19 protein-coding genes are annotated in these 20,087 nt (G+C 62.6%); 9 read left to right on the top strand and 10 right to left on the bottom strand.

Features of this window, described 5'->3' with window-relative positions:
- The first annotated feature begins 457 nt into the window (after positions 1-457).
- The gene (locus PCA31118_RS12045) at positions 458-766 is read left to right on the top strand and encodes a DUF1272 domain-containing protein (RefSeq protein ID WP_150625444.1); all 309 of its coding nucleotides are present in this window, start codon (positions 458-460) and stop codon (positions 764-766) included.
- A 98-nt stretch (positions 767-864) separates the two neighbouring features.
- Here PCA31118_RS12045 and PCA31118_RS12040 read toward each other — a convergent pair whose 3' ends face one another.
- Together PCA31118_RS12040 and PCA31118_RS12035 are read right to left on the bottom strand one after the other, a co-directional pair.
- The gene (locus tag PCA31118_RS12040) at positions 865-1,569 is read right to left on the bottom strand and encodes a hypothetical protein (protein ID WP_150625443.1); all 705 of its coding nucleotides are present in this window, start codon (positions 1,567-1,569) and stop codon (positions 865-867) included.
- 70 nt (positions 1,570-1,639) lie between these two features.
- The gene (locus PCA31118_RS12035) at positions 1,640-2,332 is read right to left on the bottom strand and encodes a hypothetical protein (RefSeq protein WP_150625442.1); all 693 of its coding nucleotides are present in this window, start codon (positions 2,330-2,332) and stop codon (positions 1,640-1,642) included.
- 172 nt (positions 2,333-2,504) lie between these two features.
- Between PCA31118_RS12035 and PCA31118_RS12030 the strand changes: the two genes are divergently transcribed.
- Entirely contained in the window at positions 2,505-4,190 is a 1,686-nt protein-coding gene (locus PCA31118_RS12030) for a hypothetical protein (RefSeq protein ID WP_150625441.1), read from the top strand.
- Positions 4,191-4,338: 148 nt separating this feature from the next.
- Positions 4,339-5,301: a hypothetical protein gene (locus PCA31118_RS12025; protein ID WP_150625440.1), complete on the top strand. Its 963-nt coding sequence runs from the start codon at positions 4,339-4,341 to the stop codon at positions 5,299-5,301.
- A 129-nt stretch (positions 5,302-5,430) separates the two neighbouring features.
- Here the strand turns inward: PCA31118_RS12025 and PCA31118_RS12020 are convergent, their stop codons facing one another.
- The 3 genes from PCA31118_RS12020 to PCA31118_RS12010 form a co-directional block, all read right to left on the bottom strand.
- Entirely contained in the window at positions 5,431-6,045 is a 615-nt protein-coding gene (locus PCA31118_RS12020; protein WP_150625439.1) for a pyridoxamine 5'-phosphate oxidase family protein, read from the bottom strand.
- Between the two features lie 140 nt (positions 6,046-6,185).
- A complete protein-coding gene (locus tag PCA31118_RS12015) occupies positions 6,186-6,512 on the bottom strand; it encodes a DMT family transporter (RefSeq protein ID WP_150625438.1) in 327 nt (108 codons plus the stop codon).
- 4 nt (positions 6,513-6,516) lie between these two features.
- Positions 6,517-7,176: a glutathione S-transferase family protein gene (locus tag PCA31118_RS12010; protein ID WP_150625437.1), complete on the bottom strand. Its 660-nt coding sequence runs from the start codon at positions 7,174-7,176 to the stop codon at positions 6,517-6,519.
- A 123-nt stretch (positions 7,177-7,299) separates the two neighbouring features.
- Here PCA31118_RS12010 and PCA31118_RS12005 point away from each other — a divergent pair, with 123 nt between their 5' ends.
- Positions 7,300-8,601: a transketolase-like TK C-terminal-containing protein gene (locus PCA31118_RS12005; protein WP_150625436.1), complete on the top strand. Its 1,302-nt coding sequence runs from the start codon at positions 7,300-7,302 to the stop codon at positions 8,599-8,601.
- A gap of 48 nt (positions 8,602-8,649) precedes the next feature.
- Here the strand turns inward: PCA31118_RS12005 and PCA31118_RS12000 are convergent, their stop codons facing one another.
- Complete coding sequence (locus PCA31118_RS12000; RefSeq protein ID WP_150625435.1) at positions 8,650-9,111, bottom strand: MarR family winged helix-turn-helix transcriptional regulator; 462 nt, start codon at positions 9,109-9,111, stop codon at positions 8,650-8,652.
- Positions 9,112-9,241: 130 nt separating this feature from the next.
- Between PCA31118_RS12000 and aceE the strand changes: the two genes are divergently transcribed.
- Entirely contained in the window at positions 9,242-11,920 is a 2,679-nt protein-coding gene (aceE, locus tag PCA31118_RS11995; protein ID WP_150625434.1) for a pyruvate dehydrogenase (acetyl-transferring), homodimeric type, read from the top strand.
- 160 nt (positions 11,921-12,080) lie between these two features.
- On the opposite strand, the gene PCA31118_RS11990 is transcribed toward aceE, so the two are convergent.
- Both PCA31118_RS11990 and PCA31118_RS11985 read right to left on the bottom strand, forming a co-directional pair.
- On the bottom strand, positions 12,081-12,707 hold the full coding sequence (locus tag PCA31118_RS11990; RefSeq protein ID WP_150625433.1) for a LysE family translocator: 627 nt from the start codon (positions 12,705-12,707) through the stop codon (positions 12,081-12,083).
- A 170-nt stretch (positions 12,708-12,877) separates the two neighbouring features.
- The gene (locus PCA31118_RS11985) at positions 12,878-13,654 is read right to left on the bottom strand and encodes an NAD(P)H-dependent oxidoreductase (protein ID WP_150625432.1); all 777 of its coding nucleotides are present in this window, start codon (positions 13,652-13,654) and stop codon (positions 12,878-12,880) included.
- Between the two features lie 144 nt (positions 13,655-13,798).
- On the opposite strand from PCA31118_RS11985, the gene PCA31118_RS11980 reads away from it, so the two are divergent.
- On the top strand, positions 13,799-14,692 hold the full coding sequence (locus PCA31118_RS11980; RefSeq protein ID WP_150625431.1) for a LysR family transcriptional regulator: 894 nt from the start codon (positions 13,799-13,801) through the stop codon (positions 14,690-14,692).
- A gap of 15 nt (positions 14,693-14,707) precedes the next feature.
- Here PCA31118_RS11980 and zapE read toward each other — a convergent pair whose 3' ends face one another.
- Complete coding sequence (gene zapE, locus PCA31118_RS11975) at positions 14,708-15,790, bottom strand: cell division protein ZapE (protein WP_150625430.1); 1,083 nt, start codon at positions 15,788-15,790, stop codon at positions 14,708-14,710.
- A gap of 418 nt (positions 15,791-16,208) precedes the next feature.
- Here zapE and PCA31118_RS11970 point away from each other — a divergent pair, with 418 nt between their 5' ends.
- Together PCA31118_RS11970 and PCA31118_RS11965 are read left to right on the top strand one after the other, a co-directional pair.
- The gene (locus PCA31118_RS11970; RefSeq protein ID WP_150625429.1) at positions 16,209-16,742 is read left to right on the top strand and encodes a glyoxalase superfamily protein; all 534 of its coding nucleotides are present in this window, start codon (positions 16,209-16,211) and stop codon (positions 16,740-16,742) included.
- Between the two features lie 14 nt (positions 16,743-16,756).
- Positions 16,757-17,617 (top strand): arylamine N-acetyltransferase family protein, encoded by an 861-nt coding sequence (locus PCA31118_RS11965; RefSeq protein ID WP_150625428.1) that lies wholly within the window; start codon positions 16,757-16,759, stop codon positions 17,615-17,617.
- A 131-nt stretch (positions 17,618-17,748) separates the two neighbouring features.
- On the opposite strand, the gene PCA31118_RS11960 is transcribed toward PCA31118_RS11965, so the two are convergent.
- The gene (locus tag PCA31118_RS11960) at positions 17,749-18,975 is read right to left on the bottom strand and encodes an MFS transporter (protein ID WP_150625427.1); all 1,227 of its coding nucleotides are present in this window, start codon (positions 18,973-18,975) and stop codon (positions 17,749-17,751) included.
- Positions 18,976-19,073: 98 nt separating this feature from the next.
- Here PCA31118_RS11960 and PCA31118_RS11955 point away from each other — a divergent pair, with 98 nt between their 5' ends.
- A complete protein-coding gene (locus PCA31118_RS11955; RefSeq protein WP_246190201.1) occupies positions 19,074-20,054 on the top strand; it encodes a LysR family transcriptional regulator in 981 nt (326 codons plus the stop codon).
- Positions 20,055-20,087 lie beyond the last annotated feature (33 nt).

The following is a 20,087-nucleotide window of genomic DNA, read 5'->3' as shown; positions in this document are numbered from 1 at the left end:
GATACCCGTATTAGCTCGAACGAGACGATCCGCGAAACGATGGCGTACCTGTCGCCCGATACGAAGGTGAAGACCGTCGAAGTGTACATACCCCGTCCAAAACTCCCATGGGAGCGATGATGCGAGCGATCCCACGTGCATGTCTCGTGATCTTTTGGGCAATCAGTGGCGTTGCATTTGCGCAGACTGGTCAACAGAAGACCCAGCCGTCCCCCGACCTTGACCAAATGATCGCGACGCGAATTCGCCTGGAGCAGCGCAGCCTCTTAAAGACGAGGCGCATACGCCTCACGAATCCTGCATTCCTCGGCGCGTTGACCGGCGTTCCCTCTCGTTGCTGCCCGGCGATTCGCTGGGTTGGCAGAGATTGAATCAAGAATGGCGGAATGTGCGATTGTCGGAAAAATTGCGTCCCCTTACGATGGCGGTGATTTCACTGCCCCGAGAGGAGAACGTCATGCTGCAACTCAGGCCAAGCTGCGAACATTGCGCAGTGGCACTGCCGCCCGAATCGACGCAGGCCCGTATCTGTAGCTTCGAATGCACGTTTTGCGAGACGTGCGTCGATACCGTACTGGAAAATGTCTGTCCGAACTGCGGCGGCGGCTTCGCACCGCGCCCCGTTCGGCCCGCGCGCGACTGGAAGGGCGGGAACAACGTGGCGGGGAATCCACCGACGTCGGTCGTCACGCACAAGCCTGTGGATATCGACAGTCACCGGGCGTTTGCGTCGCAACTGCGGCACATCGCCCCACAGAATCGTTAATCCGGCATCGGCTTCCCGCGGGAGCCGACGATTTACGTCGACGGCAAATCACGGAAAGTTCGCAACCTCAGCCAACATTTTTGCGACAGGGGGGCACGTCACTTACGAGGCACGTCTTCCGGCCAGCCGAAATCACACGTTCTGAAGCCTTTCGACGTGCACGTATCGGTCGTCTTCTTCGCGGGTGCCGCACTGGGTGACACGGCTACCGCTGCGGGCACACTCGCACTTCGTCCGACCGTCGCCTGGAGCTGCTGCATGCTCTGCATCACGCTCATCATCGCCGCCATGTTGGCACCATCTACAGCACCGGCATTGCCTGCCAGACGCTGGAACGCCTCATCCTTGCTGTACGGATTGAAGTCGTTTCTGTCCAGCGCAGCATCGAACAGCATTTCCGCTTCATTGCGCGTTTGTGCCGCCGATTTCTCCGCAGCATTGGATGCGCCGGCCTTGCAGACGCGGCAACTTTGATAGGTCACCCGGTCCGCCGTCATCGGCGTTTCACTGGTTCCCATCACGCGGTCCGTTCCCGAGCGTCCGTTGACCAGAATCGTGAACGCCGGTGTGTTGTCGACGAAGTACTCGACCTTGGCGCACTGCTGTGCGTTGGCGCTGATGGTGAGATCGGCCCCGTACAGCCCCTTTTGGCTTCCGGTGGGCGTCATTGCCACCGAACCGGTGCATGAACTCACGATCTGCGTGCAGTCGCAGCTTTGCGCGTACACGGACGGTGTGCCTGCAAAGCAAAGCATCGCCGTTATCAGGCCGTGGCGCCGAAGGCTCGTCAGGAGAGGTCGCATGGATGACTCGATTGCGTTGACGGAAGGGTGGAAACGCACAAGGGCGGCGTGGGGCAAAAGCGAATTTCGATCACTTCGCCGACACGCTTTGCTTGCCCGCCGTTCTGTCGGGCGACGCAGACCGGTCCACGACGGATGGCAGGTTCGCGTCGAACTCCGAGAGCGCGTCGATCAGCGGGCGTTGCTGCTTACGGGTGAGTGCAATGACTTCTGCATAGGTCCAGCAGCAAAACCCGCTGTCCACCTTGTACTCCCGGCTTCCCGCCACGCCGACGTAGCGGCCTTGTGCGTCGTAGAACGTCACAGTGACGCGAGACGTCGTCTCGGAGATGCCTTTTGCATAAGGCTCGTAGAGGATGTCTACCAAGGCCAGCCCGTCGAAGCTCCCGCTACGAAGCTCGGCGAGCGTCGAGATTTGCTTGACGGTGCCGAACTGCTTTTTCAGCGAGTTGGCGACCCACGACAAGGGAAACGACGCATCGAGCAGGACGCCATAAGGCTGTGACCACGAGTTGCCGGTCCCATTTATTTCGTAATCGACCCGGCGCTCGAGAATGTAGCGCGTGTTGGCCACGGTATTGCGCGTGAGCATGACGGCAAGCCTCGCATTGGGGCCACCACGCAGCTTCGCCTGCGGAGATTGCTCCGGCTTCTGGTCGAAGATGCCCGAACCTAGGGGTTGCTGTGCCGGAAGCCTGGGGGCGAACGAGCAGCCACTGAGCAGCAGCGCGGCAAGGGCACATGACAAGACCGACGTGCGCATGGAGAGTCGCATAGGAGCGTCATTGGCGACGCGCGCTGCGCGCCACCGAGTTTTCAGGTGGAAAAAGTATAGGAAGGGCCACTCTGAACCGACATCCTGCAAATGAAGGATGGCGGTAATAAAAAGCCGGATATAACGTAACGGTCACGGCGGGACATCGCTTGGATGGACGATGTCCCAAGCCCTGCCGCAGTCGTCGCAGCGCGTTTTCACCTTACTGCGCGCAATGAATCTGGCATCCGGTCGAGACGCTTTTTTCGCGCCGCGACGGATGGATCGAAGATGCCAAAGGCCTTTTACTGTGACTTGTCGCTCCAAACTCGCCCGCGTTGCGCTATCGCTTGGCCTCGCCGCCATGCTCTCCGTGTCGAGCGCGCATGCGCAACTCACGGAATCTGAGTACCTGCTCGCCGGACTAAAGATTGCCAAGGCGCCGGCGGATCTACCTGCACAGCTGTTTGTCCCTGCCGAGTGGACAGCAGGTCTGAGGCGTCTGGGCGCGACGACGCTAGCCAACAATAGAGAGGCCGGCGCCTGTCTGGGCATCAAGGCCCAGGCGCGGTCCGAGGATCGGAATGTACTGATGAACCGATATGCGACGCTGGTAGCGGGCAAGGCGCAGATGGATCCCGCCACCTATGCCGCACAGGAAAAGGCACTTCGGGATCAGATCGAAGGCAAGGGGAGCCTGGAAAACAGTGGGATCAACTGGGTGGTCGGGAAGATACAGGACGGCGAAGACATGTCTGTCCAGATCGAAGTCAACGGGCTGAAATGCGAAGGGGAAAGCGTATCCAGTGCGCACACGCATCCGAAGCCGAGTGCGGCGGTGCCGTCCGATGGAGACTTCGGATATCTGATGCATGTCCGGCAGGCGTACAGCATGATGGTCGTCTACGAGGGCACGAACGTATGCGCTGTTCTGAAAACGGCACAGGCAAGCCGAGAAAATCCAGAGCACGCCATGGCGATTTTCATTGCTCACCAGAATGCCGTGGGTTTCGAAGCGCTCCGTCATGGTATTGGCAAACCCGGCGCACTGACGGACAAGCTGTACGCGGGTGTCGCCTCGGCGGCCGAGACGCTCGGCATGGGCTTGTATTGCGGCATCCTCGATGGGCCGCTAAAGCGGATCAAACCCGATGCACCAAACGTCAACGATGAAATGTTCGTTCTGCAAGCCAAGAACTTGCTTTTGTCGCTCAAACTAGCAAACACGCAGGAGCATCGTGAAGCGCTCACCTACCCTTTCACACCCGCTATAGATCCGGCGTTCCGCCGTGCCATTGCCCAGTACGGCATCGACGAGACAATGGTTTCGCGGCTCACACCGTTCGCGCTTTATGTGACGTTGCTCGAACAAGTCCTTAAGGAGCAGTTCATCACGGGTGACCTGTTCGGCTTTTTCCTTCCTGATTTTCGGTCTTCCGTTCCAACGCCGATTACCGTGGCACGAAGTCGTTGTTATCGATCCGACACAGCGAAGGAATACAAATGCTCGCTTGCGCAAACCGAGGTCAGGAGCTCGGTCGACATGACAGCGGGGCGGCGGTACTCGCTTTTCGACAGTGTCGACAAGACATCGGTCATCGTTGATCCAGCCGCAGGCCTGCGTCGTGGTGTTCTGCTCCGAGATACCAGCAAGCAAACGTATCAGGGGACTTGCCGTTTCAACGGCGATGTCTGTGTGCCGGAGGGCAAAGGCGAGGTGACGTTCAAGGGCGTCATGCGCGTACAAGGCACATTCGTCGACGGAGATTTGATTGGCGAGGCGATTCAGACTCGCGAAGACTCCGGTGAAACGTGGAAGGTGAACTATGAGGCAGACGGCTATCGGGAGATCGAACGCCTTAAGTGACGCCAATTCGTGACGCCAATCCGTGACGCTAACCCGCCCCCTATCTCGTGCTTTCAACCTCGTCATCTCGTACGCCATGAGAATCCCGCTCCTCCTATCGTTATGCTGTGTTGCCTCGTCCGTGAACGCACTGGGTGTCGGTGTGAACATGGAGAATCTCGAAATGCATTACGAGATCGCTGCCATGTCGCCCGCGTGGGGCTCGGTCGTGCACCAGTACAAATCACGCAACACCTATAAGAACGCGCTGGGGGTAGGTTGGTGCAATGCGATTCACCTCAAGACGGCGAAGGAGGAAAAGCACATAGATATCGAGACGCGAGCTGTCGTTGCGAAGGATTCGGTGACCATCGAAAACTGTGGCACGCGTCAGCAATTCGGCGATGCGATTCGCTTCGAGCCCGACCGTGCGACGCGAACGAAGCTTGTCGGGACGACGTTGCAAACGCTGGCCCGGAACGGCGCCGATATCCTGCTGACCAGCCCGGAGACTTTCGCTACGGTCAAGATATCCCGCACGGGGATCGAAGTCCGGCACCCCGGCTTCTCCGTGGGCGTGCAGACCTACGATTGGAGCGGCAAGCTGGTCTCCGTCGCTGGCATGGCGGTCGAAACAGACGCTGCGGGGCGTGTGGTCAAGCTAATGGCGCCCGACGCGCAGGGTGTGACGTTCATCTACGATGGTGCGCATCTCGCCAAAATTCAGGGGCCGGGAGGGACCGCTGCCAATTACGCGTTCGAGGGCGATCAACTGTCTGAACTCGACAATGCATGGCGCAAACGCTATGCCTTCACCTACAGCGATCGTTTCAATCTTCAGAGCATCGTCTATCCCGACCAGACTCGATTCACATTCTTCTACGACGAAACGCGCGATGTCGTTACGGGTTTTCTGAACCGGAACGGCTGCATGGAAACCTACAGTCAGATCGCCGGCCAGGATGCCGATCACTACAAGGCACAATCGACGCTCGTATGCGATGGCAAGAAGATGCAGGAACGCACGGTAACGCTGGTTTTCGGGAAAAACGGATATCTGGCGGATAGAAGGGACGTCACGCTTGACGACAAGGGCGAAGTGCTCAATAACATCAGTTACCCGGCTCACTGACCGCGAACCGGATTACCGCTGGGGCACTACCTGACGTCAACTATTTCGAGCCCACTGGCGAACTCATTGACGCATTGCGCCGTCGGCTACCCCAAAGCGACAAGGCTCCCGAAGGCGCCTTTCTGATGCTCAGTACAAGCCCGCCAGGGTGTTCTTCTCCAGATCTCGGTCATAAGCCTGACCGTCGAACGTGCCGCCGGACAGTCGGCGGTGCATGGCGCCGGGACTCGGCAGCGATTCGCGAGGCACCTGAGATTCCTTGTCCCATAGCCGTGAGCGAACGATGGCCTTTGCACAGTGGTAATAAACGCGGTCGATCGACACGACGATAACGGTCTTCGGCAATTTGCCGTTGACTTCGAAGCGCGAGAGCAACGCCGGGTCCACCGAAACGCGGGCATGACCGTTCACGCGCAACGTCTCGCCTACGCCCGGAATCAGGAACAGGATCGATACGCGCGGATCGTTGACGATATTGCGAAGATTGTCGATCCGATTGTTGCCCGGTCGGTCGGGAACGACCAGCGTGCGCTCGTCCAGAATCTGCACGAACCCCGCCGGATCGCCCTTCGGCGAGCAGTCGGTGCCGCCTTCGCCAACGGACGCCAACACGACGAACGGGCAGGCTTTCACGAACGCCTGATAGTCCTCGTTGAGATACGTCAGTTCCTTCCAGATGGCACGCTCGCTCGGTTCGCCGTAAATCGCTTCGAGTTGTTCGACGCTGGTCACATCGTGTGTCATGTCACGCCCTTGTCAATGCAATGGTGAGGCTGGATGTCGCTCGCTGCGGGCAGTATAGGGTCTGCCCGGTCGGGCGTAAATCGTCGCCTCGCGGCAGTGGTGTCGCGCCTGTGCCGTGCACCGGGAACGGGCGGCGATGATTACGTGGCACCGCCCTCGGAAAACCGCAACCCCGCGATACCCACGATCGTCAGCGTCAGAAAGCCGATGCGTGTCCACGGCAGCGAATCGCCGAACCAGATCACACCGGCCACCACGAGGCCCACCGTGCCGATGCCGGTCCAGATGGCGTAAGCCATGCCCACCGGCAGCGAACGCAGTGCGAGCGCGAGCAAATAGATGCTCGCCAATGCGGCGGCGATAGCGACTGCGCTGGGCACCACACGTGTCCATCCCTGGTTGAACTTCAGCGCCAATCCCATCGCGATCTCCAGCACGGCGGCAAGTAGCAGATAGATCCAGGCCATGGCATCAAACCTCCTTCGACCGGGCCTCGCCCCGGTTGGCAACCATGGCGGCTTGTACCGCCGGACGCGCCTCGACCTGCGCCAGCCAACGACGCACGTGCGGGAATGGCGTCAGGTCGAGGCCGAGCTCGTCATGCGTGCGCAGCCACGAAAACGCGGCGATGTCGGCGATGGAATAGTCGTCCGTGGCGAGGTAGGGTGAGCGCGCCAGACGCGTGTCGACGACGTCGATCAGCCGCAGCGACTCTTTGCGATATCGCGCGATCGCCTCGGCATTGCCCGTCTTCGAGCCGTGAAGGAACCACCACAACTGCCCGAGCATCGGGCCGATGCCACCGATCTGAAAGTGAAGCCACTGGTTCACGGCGACGGCCTTCGTCTGGGACATGGGTTGCAGCACACCCGTCTGCGACGCGAGATACGTCAGGATCGCGCCGGATTCGAAGACGGTCACGTCACGTTCATGATCGACGATGACCGGGATCTTGCCATTCGGGTTGCGTTCCAGAAACGCCGGTTGTTTCTGCTCGCCCGCAGACAGATCGACGTTGACCTGCTCATGCTCGAGTTCAGCTTCGTGAAGATACACACTGACCTTCAGGCCGTTAGGGGTATTGGCCGTGTAGAACGTCAGGGGCGGGGTCTTGGTGAGTGTCGGCGTCATGGGCACCTCGGGATGTTGTTCGGATTTGCGATTGCAAATACAATGATTGCAATTGCAATCGTAAGAGTTTCCCAGGCGAATCGCAAGATGTGTGGAAACACGCGCGAACATGAAGGAGGCGCCATGAGGGCGATGTCGGATCGGGGTTTTCCGTCGGTGGACGATGCAACGCGGCAGGCGGCGCTGGCCTGCATCGGAAAGTTGCAGGCGTTCGGTATGCCGGGCAGTGACAGGCGGGAAGGGCATGTGACAAGCGTCGGGGACGGTCGCGACATGCGTCTGTCAGGCATTGCGACATCGCCGTTGGATGCCCTCGTGCATATCGCAAACGCGCTGTCTCATGTCGATATGTCCGATCAGGTGTGGATCGTCGACCCGGCGCGTGCGCGGGCTGAGATGGCGGCAGCAGGTGCCGGGCGGGCGGCGCAGACGTCCCTCCGCAAGCGCCGGGGCAAATCGGCATCGCTGCCCAGTGCGATCGCCACGTGGTTTCGCCCGACGTCGGCCCCGGAGCGGCCGTTGCTTTATTGGCTGCACTCACCCACATTGCGCGGCGTGTTGACGGCGGGGGTCGAAGCGATGGGGCTTGACGGTGCCACTTCGGCAACGGCGCCCCGACGCGGCATCTTCTTCAACGACGCAAGCGTCTGGTCACCCGACAGGCAACAGCGCGTGCGGCCCGAGTTGCCGTTGTGGCTCGCCGCGCAATCGGACTGGCTGCCGTACGATCCGGCAACGGCGCAGGAACTGCGCGCCCTGCTATGCGCAGCGCTCGACGCGTTGTACGTGCGCGGCGAATCGGGGTTCTGCTATCTGAGTGCGCACGATGCCCCTTGCGGTGAAGGGCCGCCGCTCGGCCCGGATGACGCCCGCGACGCGTTCCTCGGCATGTACCGCCTGCGTGCGCTGCCACAGACGCATCCGCCCTATACGATTCGTCTGTGCGGAGCAGGCAGGGCGCTCACCAATGTCATGGAAGCGGCGCGGTGGTTGCAACTCGATTGGGGGGTGGCGTGCGAGGTCTGGAGTTGCCCGAGCTATACGCGTCTGGCCCGTGAAGCCGGTGACGCCGAACGCGTGGCGATGCTGCGTGGGGAGCCTGCGGCCAGCGTATCTCACCTGACGCAATGCCTTGGCGACGGACGTACGCCTGTCCTGGCCGTGACCGGCTACGCGCGCCATATCGCCCATCAGATCGGTGCCTACGTTCCCGCACGCTTCCTGGCGCTCGGCAGCGACGACAGTAACGGCAGCTACGCCAACGACGCCTTGGGCGGCAGGGACGAAAGCGGCGAGAGTCTCAGAAGCGGCGACACGCCGGGCGTACGCTGGATCGTGCTCAATGCGCTTCGCTTGCTGGTAAGCGAAGGCACGTTTGCACGTGCCCGAATCGCTGAGGCGACACGCCGCTACGGCATCGTCTGACAGCGTCGCAGGCACGCACGAGCGTTCGCTCCCGACAGCTATCGACAGCTATCGCGGCTTCGTCTCCACCAGAAACGCGCGCGCCGCCGTACTGGCGCGATCGAGCGCTTCGGCCACCGGCGCGATGTCCTTCTCGCGGAACTGACTGAGGAACAACTCCGCCACGGTGGATTGATAGACCTTCCACATTTTCTTGCGAAGCGCGCGCCCCTTGTCGGTGATGGTCGCATAGGCGGCGCGGCCATCGTCCGGGTCGCGCATGCGCGTGACCAGCCCTTCCTGCTCCAGCCGGTCGATCAGACGCGTCAGGTTATAGCGCTCGATGGCGAGCACGTCGGCGAGTTCGTGCATGCGACGCGTACCCTGCGGGCCGCTTTCAAGACCCCACAGGGTGTCGTACCACGCGTACGCGGGCAGGTCGGCGGCCGCCAGCCGTCGCTCGATTTCGCGAATCATCGTGCGATGGGCGCGCACGAAAGAGAACCAGAGATCGGGTTCGGGTGTACTCATGAATGTCCTTGTCGTTTTCATGGGTGAGTTGCAGTTGCAATTGTACATCGCTAGAATGGCGGGCAAGACGATTGCAAATGCAACGCATAACTTGCGATCGCGCCCTTCCGTGATCTCGAGGAGACATGTCATGACCCAACTGCCCGTAGTGGCGAGCGCCGACACCGATATTCAGGAAACGCGAGAGTGGCTCGACGCGCTCGAAGGCGTCACCACCGTGGAGGGCCGCTCGCGCGCCCACTTTCTGATCGATCGGCTGGCCGCCTGGGACTTTGCGCAGCACGGCGACTTCCATACGCGCGTGACGACCGATTACGTCAACACAATCCCGCCGTCGCGTCAGCCCGTCTATCCGGGTGATCTCGCCATCGAGCGGCGGCTCAATGCGTTCATTCGCTGGAACGCAATGGTGATGGTGCTTCGTGCAGGCAAGCATTCGAACGTTGGCGGTCACATCGCAACGTATCAATCGGCGGCGGTGCTCTACGACGTGGGCTTCGATCACTTCTTCCGGGGCCGCACCGACACCTTCGACGGCGACATGATTTACGTGCAGGGACACTCCGCGCCGGGGATCTACGCGCGGGCGTATGTCGAAGGGCGAATCACGCAAGCACAGCTCGACAACTATCGCCGTGAAGCGGGGCTCGCCGGCATTTCGTCGTACCCGCACCCGCGCCTGATGCCTGATTTCTGGCAATTCCCGACGGTGTCGATGGGGCTCGGACCGATCACGGCGGCGTATCAGGCGCGCTTCATGCGCTATCTCGAATACCGGGGTCTCAAGCAACATCAGGGACGCAAGGTCTGGGCCTTCCTCGGTGACGGCGAGATGGATCAGCCCGAATCGCTGGCCGCGATTTCGCTGGGCGGGCGCGAGCGTCTGGACAACCTGATCTTCGTGGTCAACTGCAACCTGCAACGCCTGGACGGCCCGGTGCGCGGCAACGGCAAGGTCATTCAGGAACTGGAAGGCACGTTCCGTGCGGCGGGTTGGAACGTCATCAAGGTGATCTGGGGCAGCGGCTGGGATGCGCTGCTGGAAAAGGATGTCCACGGGCTGCTGCGCGAGCGCATGATGGCGTGCGTCGACGGTGACTACCAGACGTTCAAGTCGCAGAACGGCGCCTATGTGCGTGAGCACTTCTTCGGCACGTCGCCCGAGTTGCTGGCGATGGTCGAACACCTGAGCGATGACGACATCTGGCAACTCGCACGTGGCGGTCACGACGCGCTGAAGGTCTACGCCGCGTACGCCCAGGCGATGAAGACGCAGGGACGCCCGACTGTGATCCTCGCCAAGACCGTGAAGGGTTTCGGGATGGGCGAAGCGGGCGAGGGGCAGAACGTCAATCACCAGTTGAAGAAAATGAGCGCCGACGCCGTGCGCGCTTTCCGCGATCGCTTCGATCTCCCCGTCTCCGACGAACAATTGCCGGAAATGCCCTATCTGCGCCCCGACGCGGATAGCCCTGAGGGCCGCTACTTCGCGGCGCGACGTGCGGCACTGGGTGGGCATCAACCGGCGCGCTTCGGCCTTCGCGCACCGCTCGCCATTCCGCCGCTGAGCACGTTCGCAGCGCAATTGAAGGACACCGGCGAGCGCGAGTTGTCGACGACGATGGCGTTCGTGCGCATTCTCACGGCGTTGCTCAAGGACCCCGAGATCGGCAAGCGCGTGATTCCCATCGTGCCGGACGAATCGCGCACCTTCGGCATGGAGCCGTTGTTCCGCCAGATCGGCATTCACTCGTCGCTCGGACAACGCTATACGCCGCAGGACGCCGGGCAACTGAGCTACTACAAGGAAGCGCTCGACGGGCAGATTCTGCAAGAAGGCATCAACGAATCGGGCGCAATGGCCTCATGGATTGCCGCGGGCACGTCTTACAGCACGCACGACTTCGCCACGATTCCGTTCTACATCTTCTATTCGATGTTCGGCCTTCAGCGCGTGGGCGACCTCGCCTGGGCCGCAGGCGATGCCCGAACGCGCGGCTTCATGCTCGGCGCGACCTCCGGGCGCACCACGCTCATGGGCGAGGGGCTGCAACACGACGACGGGCACAGCCACGTGCTGGCCTCGGTGATTCCGAACTGCGTGGCATACGACCCCACGTTCCAGTACGAACTGGCGGTGATTCTTCAAAACGGCATGCAGCGCATGTATGTCGATGACGAAGACATCTACTACTACGTCACGCTGCTCAACGAAAACTACGCGCACCCGGCCATGCCCGAGGGCGCCGAGTCGGGCATCCTCAAGGGGCTGTATCTGTTGCGCGAAGGCGAGCCCGCGTCAGCCGACACGCCGCGCGTACAACTCATGGGCAGTGGCGCGATCCTGCGCGAAGTGATCGCCGCCAGTGTGCTGTTGCGTGACGATTTCGGCGTGCAGAGCGATATCTGGAGTGCGACGAGTCTGACCGAGGTTCGTCGCGAAGGACTGGCCGTCGAGCGCTGGAACCTGCTGCATCCGGATCAGCCGCCACGCGTGCCGTATGTCCGGCAATGTCTGGGCGATCGCGAGGGGCCGGTCGTGGTCGCCACGGACTACATGAAGATCGTCGGCGATCAGATTCGCCCGTTTGTGCAGGACCGCCGCTTCGTCACACTCGGCACCGACGGCTTCGGTTGCTCGGACACCCGCGAGTCGCTGCGCAAGTACTTCGAGGTGGACCGTCACTTCATCGTGCTTGCGGCGCTCGGCGCGCTGGCGGATGCCGGCACGGTGCCGCGCGAGCGCGTTGGCGAGGCCATCCGAAAGTACGGCATCGATCCCGAAAAACTCGATCCGACGACCGTCTGAGACGTTTTCGGACGCTCGGGAGTATCGAGTTTGTACGTTCGTGGATGGACGAGGGGGAAGGTGAGGCGCGGCGCGGGGGCGCGCCGTGCTTCACCAGTCGTCCAGATCGCCCATGTGGCCCATGTGGCCCATGTCGCTCATGCGGCGCACGGGCGCAGCGTCAGCTGCCGCTCTTGCGATAGAGCGCGAGCCCGCCGGCGAGCGTGAACATGACGACGGCGCACACCCGGTTCAGCCGCCTGAGCCCGCGGGCCGTCATCAGCCGAGCGGCCTGCACACCGCCGGTTGCGTAAAGCGTCATCACGACGATGTCGATCGCTGCCGAGACGATGGCCAGCACGGCATATTGCGGTGCAAGCGGCATGGACGTATCGACGAACTGCGGCAGGAACGCCGAGAAGAACAGCAGAATCTTCGGATTGGTCAGGGCAACACCAAAGCTGCGCAGGAAGACGCGTCGTGCGCTCAGGTCGGACCTGATACGCACGCGACTCAGGTCTTGCGGCTCGGCGCGCCACAGCTGGATCGCCAGCCATACCAGATAGGCCACGCCGATCCATTTGATCGTGGCGAACAATGAGGCCGACGCCATGAGCAAGGCGCCAAGTCCGGCGCCGACGGCCGCCACGACAATCACGTCCGAGAGCGCCGCACCGCACATCCCGACAAGCACCACGCGCCAGTTGCCGGAGACGCCGTTTGCCAGCGCAAGCAGCGTGTTGGGACCGGGAATCAGGCCGCCGATCAATGCGGCCGTGGCGTAAATCGCAAGCGTGGCGTGTTGCATGACGAGACACCGTTAGCGGCGCCATGACGGCGCGAAGTCGCCAGTCTTGCAGATGCCGCCGCCGGTAGCAACCCGGCACGCCAGCGGCCCGGCAAAGGCCGACGCACCGGGGCTTTGGCTCCGTTCCATCATTCAAGCCCATTCAAGCCATTCACTGCCGCCTGAGCCCCTTAGGCAATATGTGCCGCAAAACCGGTCTTTCCGTCGGCGATTCCGTTCTTGAGCGTGAGCGCCGGGATGTCGTAGTCGCCGTGGTTCTGTCGACGATAGGGAATCGGCGCGGTCGTGGCGAGGCTGTCGAGCCGGGCACCGAGCGCCCGCGTCATCGTCTCGAACGTTGCGCCATCGACACGCGATGTGCGATACGCAACGAACGGCGGGAGAACGTCGAATCCCGGATAGAACAGCATGCCGTGCTGAATCGGGAACAGCACGTCGTCGATGGGGCCGTTGATTCCCCGGGCGCTGTAGTGCGACTCCCAGCCGCCGGTGGTTACGACCAGCATCGCGCGCTTGCCCGAGAGGCTGCCTTCCCCATAGCGGTCCCCCCAGTGCGTATCCGAATGCTCACCCACGCCATAGGCGAAACCATAGGCATACACCCGGTCGACCCAGCCTTTCAGAATGGCGGGCATCGAAAACCACCACAACGGGAACTGGAAGATGACCGTATCGGCCCAGCGCAGCTTTTCCTGCTCGCGCGCGATGTCGGGGCTCTGGGTGCCGCTCTGATAGGCCTTCATGGAGTCGAGCGATGCATGGAACGGTTCGGACGGATCGCGTTGCGGCGCATCGTGTTCGTCGATGGTGGTCTTCCATTGCATCGCATACAAATCCGAGACCTGCACGTGGTGGCCGGCGGCTTGCAGATGTTGCACGGTGAAGTCGCGAAGCGCACCGTTGAGCGAGCGCGGTTGCGGGTGGGCATAAACGATCAGGACATTCATTTTCAAACTCCGTCGCCATTCGGCGCAGTCGATTGCTTTTGCGTGGTCTGCTGCGGCGGTTCGCGCAACAGCAGGGAGAACGCATGCAGCTTAGGGCGCCAGGCGGTATATTGGAAATGAATTCCTAATATGTCAGGTATAACGATGGTTAATTTGAGACGCCTCGATCTGAACCTGCTCGTCACGCTCGACGTGCTGCTCGCCGAGTTGAATGTCACGCGTGCAGCCGAGCGGCTGCATATCTCTCAGCCGGCGGTGAGCGTGCATCTGGCGAAGTTGCGCGAGCTGCTTGACGACCCGCTGCTGTTGCCGGGGCCACGCGGCATGCGCGCGACCGCGCGTGCCGAGGCGTTGCGCGAACCGCTGCGCGAGGCGCTCGAATCGCTCTCGCGTGCCGTGGCTCCCGCGGCGCCCTTCGAACCTGCGAGTGCCGATCTGATCTGGCGCATTGCCGCGACCGACTACACCGAATCGACCATCGTGTTGCCGTTGCTTCGGCAATTGCGTGTGCAAGCGCCACGGGTGCGTCTGGCCGTGCTCGATCTGGTGCCGTCGCGAATGGCGCGTCAGGCGGAGCAGGGAAGTGTCGACGTCATCTTTCATACGACGGAGAACGCGCCGCAAGGGCTGCATCGCCAGGCGCTGTTCACCGAGCAGTATGTGCTCGTGGGGCGCCGGGGACATCCGAAGCTGCGACGTCGCCCCACGCTCAGGCAATTCTGCGAGCTCGATCACGCCATCGTTTCACAGGACGGTGGCGGCTTCCGGGCGAGTACCGACGATGTGCTCGCGGCGCAAGGCATGTCGCGACGCGTCGTGTTTTCGGTGCCTCACTTTCTGTTTCTGCGCTCGGCGCTGGCGAATAGCGACCTGGTTGCGATGGCGCCCGAGCGGCTCGTGCGAGACGATCCAGCCCTGCAGATCACGTCTGCCCCCATCGACCTGCCCGGGTTCGAAATCTCCATGTACTGGCACGAACGTGTGCATCGCGATCCGTCGCACCGCTGGTTGCGCGAGCGCATTGCAAGCGTGGTGTAGATCGGCAAGGCACGCTTAGTGTGGGGTACGCAGCGTCCGACGCTCGTAATCGCGAGATCCCATCTCGGCCAGACGGCTGATCGTGCGCGAGAGATCGCGCCAGTCCCGCAGGGCGTCGAGCGCCGCAATGAGGGGCGCGTCCGACGCGATCAGCAATGTGCACTGCCGGTCGTAGCAAATGTCGATCAGCCAGAGCAGACGTTGCAGCGTATCGGGACGGCGCAGTTGTTCGACGTGCAATTCGTCGACGAACAGCACCCGCCATTGCTCGCAAAGGCCGAGGTAGTCCAGATGCGAGCGATGCGCCACGCACAGGGCATCGAAGTCGGCCCACAACACCCGCGCGCCGGCACTGCGCGCTGCCAGCGGCCGCCCGGCCATCGTCACCTGCGTCGGTCCCGACGCGGGGTGTCCTTCCAGTTCCGCATATCGCGCGGGAAAGACGTCTTGCGCTGCCGCCAATGGGGAAATCCAACGCGTCATCTGCGCCGTTTCTCCGCCCAGGCGGTAGTCGGTCGCGCCGTCGAAATGGATGATCGCGAAGCGCTGCAGGATCACCGCGATGGTCGGCTCGAAGCGCTCGTGAAACTCGGGGTCGGGCAGCAACTGCTGCGGCGCGTAGTTCGACGTTAGTACCAGCCGTACCCCGCGCGCGAGCGCAATGTCGAGGAAGCGGCCGATGAGGAAGGCATCGGCGATATCGTGAACGTGGAACTCGTCGAAACACAGCAATTCGACGCCGTCGAGCCATCGATGGGCGACGGCGGCGAGCCGGTCGTCGCACTTCGGCTCGCGCACGAGCTGGCGGTGAATGTCGCGCAGGAACTCGTGGAAGTGCACGCGGCGCTTCTCGCAGGTCGCCACGGCGAAGGCGGCGTCGACGACGAGGCTTTTGCCGCGTCCGGGCAAGCCGTAGCAGTACACGCCGTCGTACGGGGGGCCGTCGGGCGACGCCCCGGCCGTCGTCAGGTTTGACCGGTGCGTCATCTTCGTCATCTGCGTCATCTTTGTCAGGGCGGCGATGGCGTCGCGCTGGCGCAGGTCGGGGGTGATATGGCGCTCGGCCAGCGCTTGCGTAATGCGCGCGGCGTCGATCATGAAAGACAGGCTCCGAAAAAGCGAATGCCGACGGTGTCGCGTCGGCCAACGAGCGCCACTATACCGACGTGCTGCAATCCCGGCCAATACGGAATTCGGCAGGCGGCCATCGCATTTCGGCATTGCATCCGACGCGGTGGACCGCGGTAGGCGGGGTGACGCCGCAGGGCGGCTCGCGCTAGCGGGTCATCGTTGCCGGTTCAGCGTTACCGGGGCAGCGTTATCGCCGGATGGCAGACGGCCCGGCGTTACTGCTAGAATGGCCGCCAAGGCCGATGCTGCCTGCCGCTCGCTCCCGTCAGGGAATGGTGAAAGCATCGCAGGTCACGCATGTCCGTCCCGTTCCTCAGGCGGCGCGCATCAGCAACGCGAGCACTGATCGAATGCGCCGCTATCGAACGACACAAGGATGGCAAACATGCGAACCTATCTCGACGCCAAAGTCATGGCCCGGTCCCTGCGCGAACGTCTCGCGCGCGAGGGCATCGATATCTCCCACGCGCAGTCCCTCGAAGCCATCGCCGCGCAGTTCGGCTTTGCCGACTGGAATGTGCTCGCCGCCAAGGTGGCATCGGCGGCCGATGACGGCATCGTGTTCGATACCGTCGCGCCGATCCACCGGATCTTCGACGAAGCCAAGGCGCGCGAATTCTATGTCGACTTTCTGGGCTTCCGACTGGATTGGGAGCATCGCTTCGCCGACGGCATGCCGTTGTACTGCCAGGTCTCGCGCGCCGGCATGACGCTGCACCTGTCCGGCCATTACGGCGACGCCAGCCCGGGGGCGACGACCTTCGTCTTCATGCGCGGCGTGCAGGCGTATCAACGCGAACTGTCGGCCAAGCGCTATCCGAACATGAACCCCGGCATCGAAGCACTCGACTGGGGGCAGCAGATGACCGTGACGGATCCGTTCAACAACCATATTCGCTTCTGCGAATCGAGCGACTGAAGAGGCGGCCACGTATGTCCCAGGCTTTCGATCCTGAACGCTATTTCCAACGCATCGGTTATACCGGCCCCCGTGAGGCTTCGCTTGCCGTGCTGCGCGCGATTCATGCGCTGCACCCGCAGGTCATTCCTTTCGAAAACCTCGATCCGATTCGTGGCAAGCCGGTCAACGTCGATCTGGCATCGGTCGCCGACAAGCTGATCGACGCGAAGCGCGGTGGCTACTGCTTCGAGCAAAACGCGCTCTTCGCCAGTGCGCTCACCCATTTGGGATTCGATGTCACGCCGTTGATCGGCCGTGTCGCCTGGGGCCGCACGTTCACGGTCGAAGCACCGCTCACGCACATGTTGCTGCGCGTGGAGCTGGACGGCGAATCCTGGTTGGCGGACGTGGGTTTCGGGTCGGTAACGCTGACCGCGCCGCTGCGTCTGAATACAACACAAGCGCAATCGACGCCGCTCGAAACGTTTCAGTTGGAAAACGTACGGGCGAGCCACGACAACGCGATTGCGGAATACCGCCTGAGCGTGAAGTCGGCGCAGACATGGCTGCCGACTTATCGTTTCACGCCGCGACCGGCCGAGTGGATCGACTACAAGCTTGGCAACTGGTACACGTCGAGCGCGCCGGAGTCCATCTTCACCAATCATCTCATGGCGTGCCGGGTGCTGCCGCACGGGCGATTGGCGTTGCTCGACACCCGGCTCGTCGAGCGCGGTCCGAACGGCGATGTGCTCGAAGAGACCCGAATTGCCGGTGCCTCTCACCTTGCCGACGTGCTGCAGGGGCGGTTCGGGCTCGACCTCGCGGACATCGACGCCCACGAGTTGTTCGAACGTGCGCTGGCGGGGGTGGCAAAGGCGGCCGTCCGCTAAGCGTCTTCGTCACGGATCGTTGGCGCCAACGCAAAGGGCCTTGCAGACGGTGGGTTGTCTGCAAGGCCCTTGTTACGTATTTCGGTGTATCTGCCGCAGGTCCCTAAGTCGCAAGATCGTCGCCAGATCGCTCAGTGCGCCGACGTCGTGCCCGGCCACATCCGAACGGCCAGTGCCCCGAGGGCGGCCAGCGTGGCGAGCGACGCAACACCTGTCCAGCCGAAGTAAGCCAATGCCTGCGAGCCGAGCACCGAGCCGAGCGACATGCCGATGAACACGCAGACGAACAGCACCGCGTTCAGGCGGCTGCGGGCTGCCGGTTCGATCCCGTACACGATGGTCTGATGCGAGATCAGCGCGACTTGCACCCCAAGGTCGAAGCCGATGGCGCCCAGGCCGATCAGCCACAGTTGCGCATGCGGGCTGAGCATCGGTGCGAACAACATGGCGGCGAACGAGACGGCCACCATGGCGGCCCCCAGACGCGTGACGACCTGCGGTCCCTTCTTGTCGGCGATGCGACCGGCAATCGGCGCACCGAGCGCACCGGCGGCACCCGCCAGCCCGAACGCACCGGCAGCCGCGGCGCCCAGATGGAAGGGCGCTTCGTGAAGCATCACGGCCAGCGTCGACCAGAAAGCGCTGAAGCCGACGGAGAGCAGGCCCTGCGCGAACGCGGCCCGGCGCAATGCCGGATGACGGCGCCAAAGCCCTACCACCGAGCCGATCAGTTGGCGATAGGTCAGCTGCGTCGTCGGATGGAACGACGGCAGGCCACGCCAGGCCACCAGACCGAAAGCCGCCACGCTGATAGCGGCGACGACGTACATCGCCCGCCAGCCGAAGTTCTGCGCGACGAAACCGGACACGACGCGCGAGAGCAGAATGCCAAGCAGCAGACCGGTCATGACCGTGCCCACGACACGTCCCCGAATCGACTCGGGCGCGAGCGCCGCGGCCGCGGGCACGATGTCCTGCGCCATGGTCGCCGTCAACCCGATGGCGAGACTGGCGACGAGCAGCGTGCCGATGCCCGGAGCGAAGGCGGCAAGCAGCAGGGCGAGCGTGAGAATCACCCCCTTGGTCAGCACGATACGGCGGCGGTCGATGCGATCGCCAAGGGGCACCAGCAGCAGAATGCCCAGCGCGTAACCCAGTTGGGTGAGCGTCGGCACCCAACCGACGGTCGTATTGGCCGCGTGGATGTCGTCGGTCATGATGCCGAGCATCGGTTGCGCATAGTAAAGCGAGGCCACGGTAAGACCGGTACCCGTGGCAAGCAGCAGGATCAGCCGGGCGGAGAGCTCGGGCTGCGGGCGGGCGGTCGGGGCGGTGTTCGAAAGCTGAGCGGAACTCATAAGTGAGGCTCCAGTGGATTAGGCACGGGGCGTAGTGTCTCGCTTGGTGCGGTGCAGCGGTAGGCCTATAATCCGTACAACCTTTATACGTGCGGCGTATGAAAGAATCTCTCGATTCCCCACATCCGGCGGTTGGCACAGCGGCGGCGCGGCCCAGTGGCGCCGACCGTGTCGAACTGATGCAGACCTTCGTGCGCATCGTCGAATCCGGCAGTCTGTCGGCCGCCGCCGCCTTGCTCGGCACGACCCAACCGACCGTCAGCCGGCGTCTGCAAATGCTCGAACGCTCGCTCGGTCTGCGACTGCTTCAGCGCTCCACCCACCGGATGAAACTCACGGAAGACGGGGAGCGCTGCTTCGCGCGAGCCAAGGAACTGGTGACGAGCTGGGAAGCATTCGAAGCGGATTTGCGCGGCACGGGCGACGAGCCGGAGGGCACGCTGCGTGTGTTCGTACCGCACGCATTCGGGCAGGACATGATGATCGGGCCGCTGGTCGATTTCCTTGAGCGTTACACGCGCATGAAGGTCCACTGGTTCCTGCAAGACAGGGAGCCCGACTTCATTGCCGAAGGCGTCGATTGCGCCATTCATGTGGGCGAGTTGCGCGATCCCTCGAACGTGGCGATTTTGTTGACCGACGTGCCGCGCATCGTCGTGGCGTCGCCCGAACTGGTGCGCGGACGCACGCCGCCGCAGCGGCCGGCCGACCTGATGGCGCTGCCGTGGCTTGCCCTCACCACGTTCTACCGCACGGAGCTCACGCTGGCACATCGGCAGACGCACGAATCGGAGCGCATTACATTCGATCCGCGCATGAGTACCGACAATCTGTTCGCGTTGCGCAGTGCCGCATTGCGGGGGCTTGGGGTCGGGGTGGCATCGGCCTGGGTGATGGCCGAGGACATCTCTCAGGGCCGCCTCATCCAGTTGGTCCCGCAATGGCGCTCAACGCCGTTGCCGATGTACCTCATCTATCCGTATGCGAAGTACTACCCCGCACGACTACGCCGCTTCATCGAGGTCATGCGTGCGGTCGTGCCCGGTGTCATCGAGGAAGAGCAACGCAAGATTCGCTGACGCAACCAACGCGACACCAACGCGACACCAACG

This window comes from Pandoraea captiosa (assembly GCF_902459775.1).
GTDB lineage: Bacteria > Pseudomonadota > Gammaproteobacteria > Burkholderiales > Burkholderiaceae > Pandoraea > Pandoraea captiosa.
This window is presented reverse-complemented; position numbering and strand designations above follow the sequence as displayed.